The sequence below is a fragment of the Serratia entomophila genome (assembly GCF_021462285.1).
Lineage (GTDB): Bacteria > Pseudomonadota > Gammaproteobacteria > Enterobacterales > Enterobacteriaceae > Serratia > Serratia entomophila.
On record NZ_CP082787.1, the window covers coordinates 3,861,718 to 3,878,255 of the forward strand.

The following is a 16,538-nucleotide window of genomic DNA, read 5'->3' on the forward strand; positions in this document are numbered from 1 at the left end:
ACATTGGTTTAACCGACCGCGTTGCCGGATACTGCGCCTCACTTTTTCCTGTGATGACACACCATGAGCCAACAAAATACCCATCCGGGCCTCAGCCCGGCGCTGACAGTCCTGATCGCCATCGCCACCGGCCTGGCGGTCGCCAGCAACTACTATGCGCAACCGCTGCTGGAAACCATCGCCCAGAGTTTTGAGCTGTCGGTCAACCAGGCCGGCTTTATCGTTACCGCCGCACAGCTGGGGTATGCCGTGGGCCTGCTGCTGCTGGTGCCGCTCGGCGATATGTTCGAACGGCGCGGGCTGATCGTCTTTATGACGCTGCTGGCCGCCGGCGGCATGCTGATCACCGCCAGTTCATCCACTCTGCCGATGATGATCCTCGGCACCGCCCTCACCGGGCTGTTTTCGGTGGTGGCGCAAATCCTGGTGCCGCTGGCCGCCACGCTGGCGCACCCGGAAAAACGCGGCAAAACCGTCGGCATCATCATGAGCGGCCTGCTGCTCGGCATCCTGCTGGCGCGCACCGTCGCCGGGGCGCTGGCGGCGATCGGCGGCTGGCGCACCATCTACTGGGTCGCCAGCGTGCTGATGCTCCTGATGGCGCTGATCCTGTGGCGCGCGCTGCCGCGTTATAAACAGCACTCCGGGCTGAATTATCCGCAGCTGCTGAAATCGATCTTCACCCTGTTCAGCCGCACGCCGCTGCTGCGCACCCGCGCCATGCTCGGCGCGCTGTCGTTCGCCAACTTCAGCATCCTCTGGACCTCGATGGCCTTCCTGTTGGCGGCCCCGCCGTTCAACTATTCCGAAGGGGTGATCGGGCTGTTCGGCCTGGTGGGCGCCGCCGGGGCGTTGGCCGCTTCGCGCGCCGGCCATCTTGCGGACCAGGGCAAAGCCGGCCTGACCACCAGCCTCGGCCTGATGCTGTTGCTGCTGTCGTGGATACCCATAGCGCTGGCGAAAGAGTCTTTGTGGGCTTTGATCGTCGGCATTTTGGTGCTCGATCTGGCGGTGCAGGCGGTGCACGTCACCAACCAGAGCGTGATTTACCGCATCATGCCGGAAGCGCGCAACCGCCTGACCGCCGGCTACATGACCTGCTATTTTATCGGCGGCGCGCTCGGTTCGCTGCTGTCCGCCTCTGCCTATCAGCATGCGGGATGGTACGGCGTGGCCGCGGCGGGGGGCGTTTTGTGCCTGTTTAACCTGCTGACCTGGTGGCTCGGCAAACGCCACGATCCGCAAGGGGCGACGACAATCTGATTACCGTGCAAATAGTAACCTTGGAAATTTATTAGCGGCGCAGGGTATAATCATTACTCACTCTCTGGTAATGTTCTGGGCATGAACTATTGATGTCCTATCTACCCTGCGACCCAAAAAAAATGCAAAGCCAAGCTGCAGATAGCCTCAGCCCCCCTGCCGTCAGCGCCACTTTCACCCACGGCATCGTCGACAGTTTACCGATCGTCATCGGCTACGTGCCGGTGGCGTTCGCCTTTGGCCTCAGCGCAGTCAAGCTGGGGTTCAGCCCGTTCGAAAGCATCTTCTTTTCCTGCATCATCTACGCGGGCGCCAGCCAGTTCGTGATTACCGCCCTGCTGAGCGCCGGCATGTCGCTGTGGGTTTCCGCGTTGACGGTCATGGCGATGGATGTGCGCCACCTGCTGTATGGCCCGGCGCTGCGCCACCGCATCGTATCGCGCATGTCGCCCGGCAAAACCGCCATCTGGGCGTTTGGCCTGACCGATGAGGTGTTTGCCGCCGCTACCGCCAGGCTGATGCGCAATAACCGCAGCTGGAGCGAGAACTGGATGATCGGCATTGCGCTGTGTTCCTGGCTTTCCTGGGTGGCCGGCACCGCCCTCGGCGCGCTGTTCGGCAACGGGCCGCTGGAGCAGTTCCCGGTGATTGAGGCTTCGCTGTCCTTTATGCTGCCGGCGCTGTTCCTCAGTTTCCTGCTGGCCGCGTTCAAACGCCCGCAGAGTTTGACCATCATTGCAGCTCTGAGCGGCGCGCTGCTCGGCGTAGTGCTGTTCTCCATCCCGGTCGCCATTCTGGCCGGCATCGGCGCCGGCTGCATCGCCTCGCTGTTCCAGCCCGCTGCCGCGGAGGCCGGCCATGAACACTGACGTGCTGATTATCGGCCTGGTGGTTGGCTGCGCTAATTACCTGTTCCGTTATCTGCCGCTGCGCCTGGCGCCGGCGCGCGCGCAGCCCGGCATCAAGCGCGGCAAAACCGCGCTGCTGCTCGACAGCATCGGCATCGCTTCAATCTGCGCGCTGTTGGTGGTTTCCAGCACCCCGGTAGTGATGCGCGAACCCGATAAACTGCTGCCGACGTTATGCGGCTTTGCGGCGTTGGGGCTGTGTTTCTACCGCAGTAAAAGCATCATTTTGTCCACGCTGATCGGCGCGGCGGCCTTTGGCATTACATTAAAGTTGTTAATATCTTTCAGCTGAGGCTGACGGCGCCCCCGAGGGTTCAGCCCTGCGTCTCGCTTTTCTGAGCCGGTACCCGGCTCTTTACAATCGACTGACAAATGACACGAATTGCTAAATTATTCGCACGGCTGAACATTTACATTATTAGTTACTATCGTTACTATCTCGAACGAAATTAATGAGGCCCTAAATTATGGAAAGCTCGTTTACTCCCATAGAACAAATGCTGAATTTCCGCGCCAAACGGCAGAAAGACTTCCCTTATCAGGAAATCCTGCTGACCCGACTGTGCATGCACATGCAGGGTAAATTGCTGGAAAATCGCAATAAAATGCTGAAGGCACAGGGAATTAACGAAACACTGTTTATGGCGCTGATTACTCTGGATGCGCAGGAAAGCCACAGCATCCAACCTTCTGAGCTAAGCTCTGCCTTAGGCTCTTCGCGTACCAATGCCACCCGCATTGCCGACGAGCTGGAAAAACGCGGCTGGATTGAGCGCCGGGAAAGCGACAACGATCGCCGCTGCCTGCATCTGCATCTGACGCCGCTGGGGGAAGAGTTTCTCAGTCAATTGCTGCCGCCGCAGCACAAATGTCTGCATTTCCTGTGGTCCACACTGAACGACGACGAGCAAAAACAGCTGGAGCAGCTGACGCGCAAGTTGTTGGCACGTCTGGATCAAATGGAAATCACAGAACAGTTATCCTAATTCACAATTTCTGTTCAGGTACTCACTTATGCGATCCCCATTTAATTGGAGATTCACCCCGCTGTTCGCCGTCTTGCTGCTGGCCGGGTGCGCCTCTACCGATAATATTGCCCCGCAATCGACGCTGATGGATCCGCAGAGCCTGCAGTTGGCTCAGCCGAAGGTCAGCTCACTGGCGGTTAGCCCACAATGGTGGCGCGCGCTCAAGGATCCGCAGCTGGATGCCCTGATGACGCAGACCCTGCAAAGTTCGCCGACGCTGCGCCAGGCCGCCGCCCGCGTGCGCGAGGCGCAGAGCCTGGTGGGTGAGGCCAACGCGGCCAACGGGCCGAACCTGGATCTGAACGCCAGCACCAACCGCCAGCGCGTGCCGCAAAACGTCAACATGGGGCTGGGTTATCCGCATAAGCCTATCTACGAAAGCTCCAATTCGCTGGGGCTAAACCTGGCCTACGAATTCGACTGGTGGGGTAAATACCGCAACCAGGTCAACGCCGCCAAAGCGCAGGTCAACGCCGCCCGCGCCGAGCAGGAGCAAGCGGCGCTGACGCTGACCAGTTCGGTGGCCTCCGCCTATTACCTGCTGCAAAGCAACTTTGCGCTGGAGAAACTGCTGCAGCAGGAAGTGGACAACAACGAGCGTCTGACCGCGCTGCGCCAACAGCGTTACCAGGCCGGGATCACCGGCGTTGATGTGCCGCAACAAACCCAGGCGCAGTCCGACGCCGCCAAACAGCAAATTCTGCAGCTGCAGTCGCAAATTGAGCAACTGAGGCACCAGCTCGCCGCGCTGGCGGGCCAGGGCCCGAACGCCATGCAGCACCTGCGGCCGGTGGCGCTGCCCGCCGATAACCTGATGGCGCCGAAAGGCGAGCTGACGGCCGATCTGCTGGGCAAGCGCCCGGACATCGCCGCACAGCGTCAGCTGGTGGAGTCCTACAGCCAACGGGTCGAGGCCGCGCGCAAAGAGTTTTATCCGAGCCTGACCATTTCGGCCTTTGCCGGGCTGATGACCACCAACACCGGCGGCACCAACCCGAACTTATTTGAAGCGGCCAGCCAGGCCTGGAACGTGGTGCCGGCGATTTCGTTGCCGATCTTCCACGCCGGCGCGCTGCGCAGCAAGCTGGGCGAGGAATCCGCGCTGTATGACGAAGCGGTGGAATCCTACAACCAAACCATCCTGAATGCCGTGCAGGAAACTGCAGATGCCATCACCGTTCAGCAGAGCACTGCGCAACAGCAGCTGCAGGCGGCATCCGCGTCCCAATCGATGCAGCAGGTGTACCGCGTCGCCAACGCCCGATACCAGGCAGGGATTATCGGGCGCGACGAACTCTTGACCAGCCAGACGCAGCTGTTACAGCAGCAACAGGCGGAGTTGAATGCCAGCAGCAACTTGCTGCAGGCGAAGATAGGACTGATCCGTTCGCTGGGCGGTGGCTATCAGGCCCCGGCCGCAGCGGATTCAAAAGCATAATAAAATAGAGAGCTTGGAGAACACCATGAGCGCAAGCGCGGAGACTCAAAACCCGCAGCAGCCGAACGGCAAAAAGAAGCAGCGCAAATTTTGGCTGCTGTTGCTGACGGTTATTTTCATTGTTATTGGGGTGGCTTATTTAGCGTATTGGTTCCTGGTGCTGCGTCATCATCAGGAAACCGACGATGCCTATGTGTCCGGCAACCAGGTGCAGATCATGGCCCAGGTGTCCGGCAGCGTGAACAGTGTCAATTTCGACAACACTGACTACGTGAAGCAGGGAGATGTGTTACTGACGCTCGACCCGACCGACGCCGAGCAGGCGTTCGAACGCGCCAAAACCGGCCTGGCCAACAGCGTGCGCCAGACCCACCAGCTGATCATCAACAGCAAGCAGTACCAGGCCAACATCGCCCTGCGCAAGACCGATCTGAGCAAGGCGGAGAACGACCTGAAACGCCGCGTGGTGTTGGGCAGCGTTGACGCCATCGGCCGCGAAGAGCTGCAACATGCGCGCGACGCGGTCGACAGTGCCAAAGCCGCGCTGGAAGTGGCGGTACAGCAATACAACGCCAATCAGGCGATGGTGCTGAATACCCCGCTGGAACAGCAGCCGGCGATCCAGCAGTCCGCCGCGCAGATGCGTGACGCCTGGCTGGCGCTGCAGCGCACCAAGGTCATCAGCCCGATCACCGGTTACGTTTCGCGCCGCAGCGTACAGGTCGGCGCGCAAATCGCCGCCGGCTCCCCGCTGATGGCGGTAGTGCCTGCCGATCACATCTGGGTAGACGCCAACTTCAAGGAAACGCAGATAGCCAATATGCGCATCGGCCAGCCGGCTACCGTCGTCAGCGATGTCTACGGCGACGACGTGGTCTACACCGGCAAGGTGGTCGGTATCGATATGGGTACCGGCAGCGCCTTCTCGTTGCTGCCTGCGCAAAACGCCACCGGCAACTGGATCAAAGTGGTGCAGCGCCTGCCGGTGCGTATCGAGCTGGATGCCAAGCAGGTCGCCGATCATCCGCTGCGCATCGGTTTGTCGACGCTGGTGAAAGTTGACACCGCTAACCTGGATGGCCGCGTGCTGTCCGACGTGGTGCGCGACAAGCCGCTGTACCAGAGCAACGCGCTGGCGTTGAATCTGGCGCCGGTTAACCAGATGATCGCCGACGTGATCCATGCGAATGCCGGCTAAGCGCGCGGGAGGCCATCTTGCCACAGAAACCGCTTGAAGGCGCCCAGCTCGCCTGGATGACGGTCGCGCTCGCCATGGCGACCTTCATGCAGGTGCTGGACTCGACCATTGCCAACGTGGCGATCCCCACTATCGCCGGTAACCTCGGGTCTTCCAACTCGCAGGGCACCTGGGTGATCACCTCGTTCGGCGTGGCGAACGCCATTTCCATCCCGATCACCGGCTGGCTGGCGAAACGCGTTGGCGAAGTGCGGCTGTTCCTTTGGTCCACCGCGCTGTTCGTGCTCGCGTCCTGGCTGTGCGGCATTTCCAACAGCCTGGGCATGCTGATCTTCTTCCGCGTGATCCAGGGCGTGGTGGCGGGGCCGCTGATCCCGCTGTCGCAAAGCCTGCTGCTGAACAACTATCCGCCCGCCAAGCGAGCGATGGCCCTGGCGCTATGGTCGATGACGGTGATCGTCGCGCCGATTTTCGGGCCAATCCTCGGCGGTTATATCAGTGATAACTATCACTGGGGCTGGATCTTCTTCATCAACATCCCGATCGGCGGCTTCGTGATCATGGCGGCGATGGCGACGTTGAAAGGACGGGAAACCAAGACCGAGATCAAGCCTATCGATACCGTCGGCCTGGTGTTGCTGATCGTCGGTATAGGCTCGCTGCAGGTGATGCTCGATCAGGGCAAGGAGCTGGACTGGTTCAACTCCACCGAGATCATTACCCTCACCGTGGTTGCGGTGGTGGCGCTGTTGTTCCTGGTGGTCTGGGAGTTGACGGACGAACACCCGGTGGTGGATTTGTCGCTGTTCAAGTCGCGCAACTTTACCATTGGCTGCCTGTGTATCAGCCTGGCCTATCTGCTGTATTTCGGCGCTATCGTGCTGTTGCCGCAGCTGTTGCAGGAGGTGTATGGCTACACCGCCACCTGGGCGGGGCTGGCTTCGGCGCCGATCGGGCTGATACCGGTGCTGCTGTCGCCGATTATCGGTAAGTTCGGCAACCGGCTGGACATGCGGCGACTGGTGACCTTCAGCTTCATTATGTATGCCGTGTGCTTCTACTGGCGCGCCTATACGTTTGAGCCGGGAATGGACTTTGGCGCCTCGGCCTGGCCGCAGTTTGTCCAGGGCTTCGCCATCGCCTGCTTCTTTATGCCACTGACCACCATTACGCTGTCCGGCCTGCCGCCGGAACGCATGGCGGCGGCGTCGAGCCTGTCGAACTTTACCCGTACATTGGCGGGCTCGATCGGCACCTCGATCACCACCACCCTGTGGACCCAGCGCGAATCGCAGCACCATTCGCAGCTGGCGGAGTTTGTGAACCCTTACAACCCGCAGTCGCAGGAGATGTACCGGCAGTTGGAACAGCTCGGCATGAGCAAGCAGCAGGCTTCGGCCTATATCGCCAACGAGATCACCGCGCAGGGGCTGATTATCTCCGCCAACGAGATCTTCTGGTTGTCGGCAGGGGTGTTCCTGATCCTGCTGGCGCTGGTGTGGGTGGCGAAACCGCCATTCAGCTCCGGCGGCGGGGGCGGCGGCGCTCACTGAGCCTCACCAAACAAAACGGGCGCCCTGAGGCGCCCGTTTTTTTATGCGGCATATCATGCCTGATTTTGGCGCCACCAATCGGCCAACAGGATGCCGGTCGCCACCGACACGTTCAGGCTTTCCACCTTGCCGGTGCCGCCGATCGACACGCTCATGTCGCCCTGCTGCCAGGCGCTGTCGCTCAGGCCGTCGCGCTCTTGCCCCAACACCAGCACCATTTTGGCCGGCAACTTGGCCTGCGCCAGCGCGGTGCCCTTGTGGCTCGAGGTGGTGACGATGGTGTAACCCGCCTTGCGGAAGGTATCCAGCACCGACAGGAAATCATCGGCGTTGATCGCCTTGATATGCTCCGCGCCGCCCTCTGCGGTACGCACCGCCGCACCGGACTCCAGCACCGCCGGATCCTGCAGCAGCACGCCGTTGACGCCAAAGTGGGCGCACGAACGGACGATAGCGCCCAGGTTATGCGGGTTGCCCACCTCTTCCAGCGCCAGCACGCAGTCGGTCGCCGGCGCGTTTTTCAGGTAGGTTTGTGCATCCAGGCCCTGACGTTTTTTGATCAGGAAACAGACGCCGCCGTGGTGTTCGGTACCGGAAGCCTTGGCCAGCTCTTCCTCATCCACCACGTGGTAGGCTTTGCGGTTAGCCGCCATCCAGCGCAGCGCTTCGCGAAAACGCGGCGTGACCGACTGCACGAACCAGGCGCGGACGATAGCGTCCGGGCGGCTGGCGAACAGTGCCTGACAGGCGTTCTCACCGTAAACGCGGGTTTCTTCCGCACGCTGGCGGCGCAGCTGTTCCGGATCGATAAAGCTTTTGCCGCTGATGCCGCCGTGGTCGAACGCCGGCTCTTCGTCCGGGCCGCGTGACACGGTTTTCCACGGCGAATCGTAACCGCCGCGGTCTTCAGAGCGCGCCGGACGGCGAGGACGATCGCTTTCACTGCGGCGGCTGTCGGCGCCGCGACGGTCGTTGCCACCGCGCGCCTTGTCTTGACCCGCACGGCCAGAGCGCGCGTTGTCTGCCGGACGGCCTTTGCCGGCCGGACGTTTGTTCTTGTTGCGGTCGTCGCCGTTGTTGTCGTCGTCGCTGCGGACGTACATCACTTTAACTTTACCGTTCTTGCCACTAAATGAATCGTTCATTGTCTTCTCCACCAACGCGCAGGGCGCGAAGATTACCTGATGTTGGTGCACGAAGCCACCAACTTGCGCTAAAAGCTCCCAACTATCACATCCATTGAACAAACCTCGTTGTCCGAACGCGTGCTTTTGCCGATAATCAACGGCATTAAAGAAACATCTCCGCAACCCAATGCGGCGAGCCATGCTTTCTCAGTATCCGAGGTCAACATGAATACAGTTTGTGCAGCTTGCAATGCCACCAATCGCGTGCCGGAAGACCGCCTGGCGGACGGCGCGAAATGCGGCCGCTGCGGCCATGAGCTTTTCGACGGTGAAGTGATCAACGCCACCGCCGCCACGCTGGATCATCTGCTGCAGGACGATCTGCCGGTGGTGGTCGATTTCTGGGCGCCGTGGTGCGGCCCCTGCGTCAACTTTGCGCCGATCTTTGAAGACGTGGCCGAAGAACGCGCCGGCAAAGTGCGCTTCGTGAAAGTGAACACCGAAGCCGAACCGGAGCTGAGCGCCCGTTTCCGCATCCGCAGCATTCCGACCATCATGGTGTTCCGCGAGGGCAAAATGGTCGACATGCTCAACGGCGCGATGCCGAAGGCGCCGTTCGACAACTGGCTCAACGAAGTAGTTTAACGCAAACACCAAGCCCGCGCGCTCCCGCCGGGCTTTTTTCTGCGCTACAATAGCGGTTTTTCCCCAGGACCGTTATGACCGACAACGCCGTACTTCGCCTGCGCCAATTTCGCTTAGACCGCTCTACCCGCCCTTTTTTGGCGCGTGGCTGCCGGGTGGCGCGTTGTCAGGGCTGCCTGTTGCCGCATAAAAACTGCCTGTGCGACACGATTCGCCCGCAGCCGGCCGCCAGCCGTTTCTGCCTGATCATGTTCGGCGCCGAGCCGTTGAAGCCCAGCAACACCGGCCGCCTGATCGCCGATATCTTGCCGAATACCCAGGCGTTCCTCTGGTCACGCACCGAGATCGATCCCGAACTGCTGCAGGCCATCGCCGATCCCGAACGCCAGCCTTACGTGGTGTTCCCTGCGTCCTACGCCGATGCCGACCGCCCGGTGTTCAGCGAACTGCCCGCCGGCGGCAAACCGCCGCTGTTTATCATGCTCGACGGCACCTGGGCGGAAGCGCGCAAGATGTTCCGCAAAAGCCCCTATCTAAATCAGTTCCCGGTGTTTTCGCTCAACGTAGCCGCCGCCTCGGATTACCAGCTGCGCGAAGCCAGCCGCGCCGAGCAGCACTGCACGGCTGAAGTGGCCGCCGCCCTGCTGCAACAGGCCGGCGATCTTCAGGCCGCCGAAGGGCTGAATCAACACTTCAGCTATTTCCGCCAACAATACCTGGCGGGGAAACCTACCCGGCCGGAGGCAGCGATCACAGCAAAAGCGCAGTAAAGCGCCTAGAATCAGGCCTAACGTTGCCATAAGGAGATCGTGCATGAGCCAGCGAGGGTTAGAAGCGCTACTACGCCCCAAGTCCATTGCCGTGGTCGGCGCTTCGCAGCAGCCCGGCCGCGCCGGCAATCTGATGATGAGCAACCTGCTGGCGGGCGGCTTCGGCGGCCCGATACTGCCGGTGACGCCGCGTTACAAGGCGGTGTGCGGCGTGATGGCCTATCCGGACGTCGCCAGCCTGCCGCTGACGCCCGATCTGGCCATCCTGTGCACCCACGCCAAACGCAATCTGGCGCTGCTGGAGGCGCTGGGCGAGCGCGGCTGCAAAACCGCCATCGTGCTCTCTTCGCCGCCGGAGCAGTTCGCCGAGCTGAAAGCCTGCGCCCAACGTTACGCCATGCGCCTGCTGGGGCCCAATAGCCTGGGCCTGTTGGCGCCGTGGCAGGGCATCAACGCCAGCTTCTCGCCGGTGCCGATCCAAAAGGGCAAGCTGGCGTTTATTTCCCAGTCGGCCGCCGTGGCCAATACCATTCTCGACTGGGCGCAGCAGCGTGAAGTCGGCTTTTCCTATTTCATCGCGCTGGGCGACAGCCTGGATATCGACGTTGACGATCTGCTCGACTTTTTAGCGCGCGACGCGAAAACCAGCGCCATTCTGCTGTATCTGGAAAACATCAGCGACGCGCGGCGCTTCCTCTCGGCCTCGCGCAGCGCCTCACGCAACAAGCCGATACTGGTGATCAAAAGCGGCCGCAGCCAGCAGGCGCAGCTGCTGCTCAACAGCCAACTGGGGCTGGACGCCGCCTATGACGCCGCCATCCAGCGCGCCGGCCTGCTGCGCGTGCAGGACACTCACGAGCTGTTCTCGGCGGTAGAAACCCTCAGCCACATGCACCCGCTGCGCGGCGAACGGCTGATGATCGTCAGCAACGGCGCGGCGCCGGCGGCGATGGCGCTGGACGAGCTGCTGGGGCGCAACGGCAAGCTGGCGACGCTGGGGGAGGAAAGCCTGGCCCGGCTGGGCAGCGCGCTGCCGGAGTTTATCCATGTCGGCAATCCTATCGATCTGCGCGACGACGCCACGCCACAGCGCTATCTGGCGGCGGTGAAGGCGCTGCTCGACAGCCATGATTACGATGCACTGCTGCTGATCCACGCGCCAAGCGCCGCAGCGCCGGGCACCGCCACCGCCGAGCACCTGATAGAGGCGCTACGCCAGCATCCGCGCGGCAAGCGCATTACGCTGCTCACCAACTGGTGCGGCGAATATTCATCCCGGGACGCGCGGCGGCTGTTCACCGAAGCCGGTATTCCTACCTACCGCACGCCGGAAGGCGCGGTGACCGCCTTTATGCATATGGTGGAATACCGCCGTAACCAAAAACAGCTGAAAGAAACGCCGGCGCTGCCGATCGGCCTGACCGCCAATACCGCCGACGCCCACCGGCTGCTCCACCAGGCGCTGGCCGAAGGCGCGACCCAGCTCGACACCCACGAGGTGCAATCCATTCTGCAGGCCTATGACCTGAGCACCCTGCCGACCTGGATTGCCGAAGACAGCGCCGAAGCGGTGCACATCGCCGAGCAGATCGGCTACCCGGTGGCGCTGAAGCTGCGTTCGCCGGATATCCCGCACAAATCCGAGGTACAGGGCGTGATGCTGTACCTGCGCACCGCCACCGAAGTGCAACGCGCGGCGGAGGCGATCCTCGATCGCGTCAAACGCACTTTCCCGCAGGCGCGCATACACGGCCTGCTGGTGCAGAGCATGGCCAACCGCGCCGGCGCGCAGGAATTGCGCATCGCCGTGGAACAGGACGCCATTTTCGGCCCGTTGATCATGTTGGGTGAAGGCGGCGTGGAGTGGCGCCAGGAGAATCAGGTGGCGGTCGCTTTGCCGCCGCTGAACATGGCGCTGGCGCGCTATCTGGTGCTGCAGGCGGTGAAAGGCGGTAAAATTCGCGGCCGCAGCGCGCTGCGCCCGTTGGATATCCCCGGGCTGAGCCGGCTGCTGGTGCAGGTCTCAAACCTGATCCTCGACTGCCCGGAAATCACCCGGCTGGATATTCACCCGGTGTTGGCCTCCGGCAGCGAATTCACCCTGCTGGACGTTTCCATGCAGATAGCCCCCTTCAGCGGCGACCCACAGGCGCGGTTGGCCATCCGCCCCTATCCGCACGAACTGGAAGAGGCTATCGCGCTGAAAGACGGCAGCCAATGCCTGTTCCGGCCCATCCTGCCGGAAGATGAACCGGCGCTGAAACACTTTATCGATCGGGTGACCAAAGAAGACCTCTACTACCGCTACTTCAGCGAGATCAACGAGTTTACCCATGACGATTTGGCCAACATGACGCAGATTGACTACGATCGGGAAATGGCGTTTGTGGCAGTGCGCGGTGAAGAAATCATTGGCGTGACGCGCGCCATGTCCGACCCGGACAACACCGACGCAGAGTTCGCCGTGCTGGTGCGCTCCGATCTGAAGGGCCTGGGGTTGGGCCGCCAACTGTTGGAAAAAATGATCGCCTATGCCCAGGCCCACGGGCTGAGCCGCCTGACCGGCATTACCATGCCAAATAATCGCGGCATGATCGCCCTGGCGCAGCGCCTGGGCTTCGGCATCGAGGTGCAGCTTGAGGACGGCATCGTCAATCTGACCCTGCCGCTGCAGGCCCGCGGCACGCAGTGACCTGTGTCGCAATGCGCTACGAATCCATCACTTAACGCCAAAACATACGCACAATCGGGGCAACTAATGGTATTATCGACCGATTATTCGATTTATTGTTTTTATGCATGTGGCGTTCCGGCCATCCAATCATGAGAGAAGAAGCGCACTGTGATGTTGTCAAAATTTAAACGTAGCAAACATCAACAACACCTTGCACAACTGCCCAAACTCCCCCAGACGGTTGCTGATGTTCGTACCCTGTACGCACCTTCAGACTTCCGCGCCACGCTGTTGGAATCCATCGCCAACGCCACCCAACGCATCTATCTGGTCGCCCTCTATCTGGAACATGACGATGCCGGGCGCGAGATCCTCAACGCGCTTTATCAGGCCAAACAGCGGCGCCCGGAGTTGGAGATTTGCATTCTGGTCGACTGGCACCGCGCGCAGCGCGGGCGCATCGGCGCCGCCGCCGCCAACACCAATGCCGACTGGTATTGTGCAATGGCGAGCCAGCACCCGGGGCTGTCGGTGCCGGTATACGGCGTGCCGGTCAACACTCGCGAAGCGCTGGGCGTGTTGCACCTGAAAGGCTTTGTGGTCGACGATACCGTGATTTACAGCGGCGCCAGCATTAACGACGTCTATCTGCATCAGCATGAAAAATACCGCTACGACCGCTATCAGCTGATCGCCAACGCCGTGCTGGCCGATACCCTGATCGATTACATCAAACAGCATTTGCTGACCGCCGGCGCCGTACAGCGTTTGGATCGTGACGATCGCCCGAAAAGCCCGGAGATCAAGAACGAAACCCGCCTGTTTCGCTTCGGCCTGCGGCGCGCCGGCTATCAGTTCCGCGGCAAGGCGGGCAACGACGAGCTGGCGGTCACGCCTTTGGTCGGGCTCGGCAAACAAAGCGTGCTGAACAAGACCATTCATCACCTGATGTCCTGCGCCGATCAAAAGCTGACGCTGTGCACGCCGTATTTCAACCTGCCGGCGCTGCTGGTGCGCAATATCATCTATCTGCTGCGCCAGGGCAAACAGGTGGAAATCATCGTCGGCGACAAAACCGCCAACGACTTCTACATTCCGGAAGATCAGCCGTTTAAAATCATCGGCGCACTGCCTTACCTGTACGAGATCAACCTGCGCCGCTTCCTCAGCCGCCTGCAGCGTTATATCGACACCGGCCAGCTGATCGTCCGCCTGTGGAAAGACGGCGATAACAGCTACCACCTGAAAGGCATGTGGGTGGATGACGAATGGCAGCTGATCACCGGCAATAACCTTAATCCGCGCGCCTGGCGGCTGGATCTGGAGAACGCCATCCTGATCCACGATCCCAAGCAGGAAATGCGCGAGCAGCGTCATAAAGAGCTGGAGTGCATTCGCACCCATACCACCGTGGTGGGTAACTATCTGGAGCTGCAAAGCATCCAACAATACCCGATCAAGGTGCGCAAACTGATCCGCCGTCTGCGCCGTATCCGCATTGACCGGTTGATTAGCCGTATACTGTAATCCGGCTATAATTCAGCTACCGCAGACCCCGGCCGTGCCGGGGTTTTTTATAACAGGATGTTTTCCCTATGCGCCCGCTTCGCTTATCGGTCGTGCCCCCTTTACTGTTGCTCACCAGCGGCTGCACCCATCTGGCCAACGACAGCTGGACCGGCAAAGACAAGGCGCAGCATTTCGTCGCCTCTGCCGCCTTTGCCGCCGCCGGCGCCGCCTATGGCGATCGTCAAAACTGGAATGAAGCACGCAGCCGCAGTTTTGGGCTGGCTTTCTCGGTAAGCCTCGGCGCCGCCAAAGAGCTGTACGACAGCCGCGAAGGCGGCACCGGCTGGAGTTGGAAGGACTTTGCCTGGGACGTGGCGGGCGCGGCAGCAGGCTACAGCCTGTACCACGCCACGCGTTGATTTACAGCTGAATTTCCTGCCCTTTGCGATGCAGCCGAAGCGAGACGATCAGCGCCAGCAGGCACATGCCTGAAACGTACCAGAAGAAGGCATTCTCGATGCCGAATGACTTCAGCGACAGCGCGACATATTCGGCCGAACCGCCAAACATGGCGTTAGCCACCGCATAAGACAGCCCGACCCCCAACGCACGCACCTCCGGCGGAAACATTTCAGCTTTCAGCAGCCCACTGATCGAGGTGTAGAAGCTGACGATAAACAGCGCCAGAATAATCAGGCCGAATGCCGCATAAGGGTTGGTGACGCTTTTCAGGGTAAAGAGGATCGGCACCGTCAACAAGGTGGCCAACGAGGAGAAGATCAGCATCGAGTTGCGGCGGCCGATCTTATCCGAGAATGCCCCCACAGCCGGTTGCAACAGCATATAAATAAATAACGCGGCGGTCATGATGCCGCTCGCCAGCTTGGCGTCCATCCCTGCCGTATTCACCAGGTATTTCTGCATATAAGTGGTGAAGGTATAGAAGGTCAGCGATCCGGCGGCGGTGAACCCCAGCACCATCAGGAAAGCCCGGCGGTTTTTCCACAGCCCTTTCAACGAGCCGGCATCCTTATGGTTACGGGTTTTCGCATCGGAGGTTTCATTCAAGGAACGGCGCAGATACAGCGCCACCACCGCCAACGCCGCACCCAACGCAAACGGAATTCGCCAGCCCCAGGCCTTTAGCTCTTCGGTGGACAAGATCTGCTGCAGCGCCACCAGAACCAACAGCGCCAGCAATTGACCGCCGATCAGCGTGACGTATTGGAAAGAGGCGTAAAATCCGCGGCGCCCTTTTACCGCCACCTCGCTCATGTAGGTCGCGCTGGTGCCATATTCTCCGCCCACCGACAGCCCCTGGAACAGGCGCGCAAGCAGCAGCAGCGCCGGCGCCCAGCTACCGATCGCTTCGTAGGTAGGCAGGCAGGCGATCACCAGAGATCCGGCGCACATCATGCACACCGAAATCAGCATCGAGTTTTTACGGCCGTGCTTATCGGCGATATAACCGAATAGCCAGCCGCCAATCGGCCGCATGAAGAATCCGGCGGCAAAGACGCCGGCGGTCTGTAGCAGCTGAGTGGTGCTGTTACCCGCCGGGAAGAAAGAGGCGGCAAAGTAAATAGAGCAGAAAGAGTAAACGTAGAAATCGAACCACTCCACCAGGTTGCCTGATGAAGCGCCGACGATGGCGAAGATCCGCTGCTTTTTATCCTGAGCCGCCAGCGTAGCGGCATCCCCAAGCGGTGAAGTTGTTTCTGTCATTATCTATTCTCCGGGCCAGAACGGTGGTGAAATCGGCATCCTGCCGTTATTTGTTGCCTTGTTGTTACTCACAAGTTAACAATTAAACCGGATAGCAGGCGAAGAATATCGTACGAAGCCAAGTGAAATACGTGATTTTTGTGATGAATATTAAACAGTGCGATGAAAATTAGGCGAAATTGCAGCGGTTTTATTTTTCTAAAGCAAAAAGCCCTGAACTCGCGTTCAGGGCTTCTTACTTTGTTTGATGCCTGGCAGTTTATGGCGGGCGTCCTGCCCGCCCCCCTTCGGGCCGTTGCTTCGCAACGTTCAAATCCGCTCCCGGCGGATTTGTCCTACACAATTCGTCTCATCCTGAGACTCTCCCCTCCGGGGCCGCCGCACGCGGCGTTAAGGCCCGTTCCCGACGGGCCTTTCGCATGCCCATGCTCGAGCAGAACGCCAGATAACAGACAAAACAAAAAGCCCCATGCTTTCGCATGAGGCTTGTTGTTTTATTTGATGCCTGGCAGTGTCCTACTCTCGCATGGGGAGACCCCACACTACCATCGGCGCTACGGCGTTTCACTTCTGAGTTCGGCATGGGGTCAGGTGGGACCACCGCGCTATTGCCGCCAGGCAAATTCTGTTTCATTCCAACCGCTTCACTTTCGTGTCGCCATTGAAACCAATCTAAGAACTTCGCTGAAAATCTATCGTC

14 protein-coding genes and 1 rRNA gene are annotated in these 16,538 nt (G+C 60.4%); 12 read left to right on the top strand and 3 right to left on the bottom strand.

Annotation, left to right across the window (positions count from 1 at the left end; translation table 11 throughout):
* The first annotated feature begins 63 nt into the window (after window positions 1-63).
* From KHA73_RS18745 to emrB, 7 genes are all read left to right on the top strand, one after another.
* A complete protein-coding gene (locus KHA73_RS18745; RefSeq protein ID WP_234585937.1) occupies window positions 64-1,263 on the top strand; it encodes an MFS transporter in 1,200 nt (399 codons plus the stop codon).
* A gap of 122 nt (window positions 1,264-1,385) precedes the next feature.
* Window positions 1,386-2,132: an AzlC family ABC transporter permease gene (locus tag KHA73_RS18750; protein WP_234585938.1), complete on the top strand. Its 747-nt coding sequence runs from the start codon at window positions 1,386-1,388 to the stop codon at window positions 2,130-2,132.
* Window positions 2,122-2,463 (top strand): L-valine transporter subunit YgaH, encoded by a 342-nt coding sequence (ygaH, locus tag KHA73_RS18755; protein ID WP_234585939.1) that lies wholly within the window; start codon window positions 2,122-2,124, stop codon window positions 2,461-2,463. The genes KHA73_RS18750 and ygaH overlap by 11 nt, the downstream gene beginning before the upstream one ends.
* 175 nt (window positions 2,464-2,638) lie before the next feature.
* Window positions 2,639-3,157: a transcriptional repressor MprA gene (gene mprA, locus KHA73_RS18760; RefSeq protein ID WP_234585940.1), complete on the top strand. Its 519-nt coding sequence runs from the start codon at window positions 2,639-2,641 to the stop codon at window positions 3,155-3,157.
* Between the two features lie 28 nt (window positions 3,158-3,185).
* Entirely contained in the window at window positions 3,186-4,637 is a 1,452-nt protein-coding gene (locus KHA73_RS18765) for an efflux transporter outer membrane subunit (RefSeq protein ID WP_234585941.1), read from the top strand.
* A gap of 25 nt (window positions 4,638-4,662) precedes the next feature.
* Window positions 4,663-5,835: a multidrug efflux MFS transporter periplasmic adaptor subunit EmrA gene (gene emrA / locus KHA73_RS18770; RefSeq protein ID WP_234585942.1), complete on the top strand. Its 1,173-nt coding sequence runs from the start codon at window positions 4,663-4,665 to the stop codon at window positions 5,833-5,835.
* Between the two features lie 17 nt (window positions 5,836-5,852).
* Window positions 5,853-7,388 carry a multidrug efflux MFS transporter permease subunit EmrB gene (gene emrB, locus KHA73_RS18775; protein WP_234585943.1) on the top strand — a complete coding sequence of 512 codons (1,536 nt, stop codon included), beginning with the start codon at window positions 5,853-5,855 and terminating at the stop codon, window positions 7,386-7,388.
* A gap of 53 nt (window positions 7,389-7,441) precedes the next feature.
* Here emrB and KHA73_RS18780 read toward each other — a convergent pair whose 3' ends face one another.
* A complete protein-coding gene (locus KHA73_RS18780; protein ID WP_234585944.1) occupies window positions 7,442-8,533 on the bottom strand; it encodes a tRNA/rRNA methyltransferase in 1,092 nt (363 codons plus the stop codon).
* Between the two features lie 207 nt (window positions 8,534-8,740).
* Between KHA73_RS18780 and trxC the strand changes: the two genes are divergently transcribed.
* From trxC to KHA73_RS18805, 5 genes are all read left to right on the top strand, one after another.
* Window positions 8,741-9,160, top strand: coding sequence for a thioredoxin TrxC (trxC, locus tag KHA73_RS18785; protein ID WP_234585945.1), 420 nt, complete (start codon window positions 8,741-8,743; stop codon window positions 9,158-9,160).
* A gap of 74 nt (window positions 9,161-9,234) precedes the next feature.
* On the top strand, window positions 9,235-9,930 hold the full coding sequence (locus KHA73_RS18790) for a tRNA-uridine aminocarboxypropyltransferase (RefSeq protein ID WP_234585946.1): 696 nt from the start codon (window positions 9,235-9,237) through the stop codon (window positions 9,928-9,930).
* Between the two features lie 43 nt (window positions 9,931-9,973).
* The gene (locus tag KHA73_RS18795; RefSeq protein ID WP_234585947.1) at window positions 9,974-12,622 is read left to right on the top strand and encodes a bifunctional acetate--CoA ligase family protein/GNAT family N-acetyltransferase; all 2,649 of its coding nucleotides are present in this window, start codon (window positions 9,974-9,976) and stop codon (window positions 12,620-12,622) included.
* 153 nt (window positions 12,623-12,775) lie between these two features.
* A complete protein-coding gene (pssA, locus tag KHA73_RS18800) occupies window positions 12,776-14,131 on the top strand; it encodes a CDP-diacylglycerol--serine O-phosphatidyltransferase (RefSeq protein WP_234585949.1) in 1,356 nt (451 codons plus the stop codon).
* Window positions 14,132-14,199: 68 nt separating this feature from the next.
* Window positions 14,200-14,532, top strand: a complete 333-nt coding sequence (locus tag KHA73_RS18805; protein ID WP_234585951.1) for a YfiM family lipoprotein — start codon at window positions 14,200-14,202, stop codon at window positions 14,530-14,532.
* Between the two features lies 1 nt (window position 14,533).
* On the opposite strand, the gene KHA73_RS18810 is transcribed toward KHA73_RS18805, so the two are convergent.
* Both KHA73_RS18810 and rrf read right to left on the bottom strand, forming a co-directional pair.
* Window positions 14,534-15,838: an MFS family transporter gene (locus KHA73_RS18810; protein WP_234585953.1), complete on the bottom strand. Its 1,305-nt coding sequence runs from the start codon at window positions 15,836-15,838 to the stop codon at window positions 14,534-14,536.
* 503 nt (window positions 15,839-16,341) lie between these two features.
* Window positions 16,342-16,457 (bottom strand): 5S ribosomal RNA (gene rrf / locus KHA73_RS18815).
* Between the last annotated feature and the right edge of the window lie 81 nt (window positions 16,458-16,538).

Bases quoted from the DNA above. Each gene is read 5' to 3' on its own strand.
- KHA73_RS18790 (WP_234585946.1), top strand. From the start codon at position 9,235: ATGACCGACAACGCCGTACTTCGCCTGCGCCAATTTCGCTTAGACCGC.
- ygaH (WP_234585939.1), top strand. From the start codon at position 2,122: ATGAACACTGACGTGCTGATTATCGGCCTGGTGGTTGGCTGCGCTAAT.
- trxC (WP_234585945.1), top strand. From the start codon at position 8,741: ATGAATACAGTTTGTGCAGCTTGCAATGCCACCAATCGCGTGCCGGAA.
- KHA73_RS18810 (WP_234585953.1), bottom strand. From the start codon at position 15,838: ATGACAGAAACAACTTCACCGCTTGGGGATGCCGCTACGCTGGCGGCT.
- KHA73_RS18805 (WP_234585951.1), top strand. From the start codon at position 14,200: ATGCGCCCGCTTCGCTTATCGGTCGTGCCCCCTTTACTGTTGCTCACC.
- KHA73_RS18750 (WP_234585938.1), top strand. From the start codon at position 1,386: ATGCAAAGCCAAGCTGCAGATAGCCTCAGCCCCCCTGCCGTCAGCGCC.
- KHA73_RS18795 (WP_234585947.1), top strand. From the start codon at position 9,974: ATGAGCCAGCGAGGGTTAGAAGCGCTACTACGCCCCAAGTCCATTGCC.
- emrA (WP_234585942.1), top strand. From the start codon at position 4,663: ATGAGCGCAAGCGCGGAGACTCAAAACCCGCAGCAGCCGAACGGCAAA.
- KHA73_RS18780 (WP_234585944.1), bottom strand. From the start codon at position 8,533: ATGAACGATTCATTTAGTGGCAAGAACGGTAAAGTTAAAGTGATGTAC.
- mprA (WP_234585940.1), top strand. From the start codon at position 2,639: ATGGAAAGCTCGTTTACTCCCATAGAACAAATGCTGAATTTCCGCGCC.
- pssA (WP_234585949.1), top strand. From the start codon at position 12,776: ATGTTGTCAAAATTTAAACGTAGCAAACATCAACAACACCTTGCACAA.
- KHA73_RS18765 (WP_234585941.1), top strand. From the start codon at position 3,186: ATGCGATCCCCATTTAATTGGAGATTCACCCCGCTGTTCGCCGTCTTG.
- KHA73_RS18745 (WP_234585937.1), top strand. From the start codon at position 64: ATGAGCCAACAAAATACCCATCCGGGCCTCAGCCCGGCGCTGACAGTC.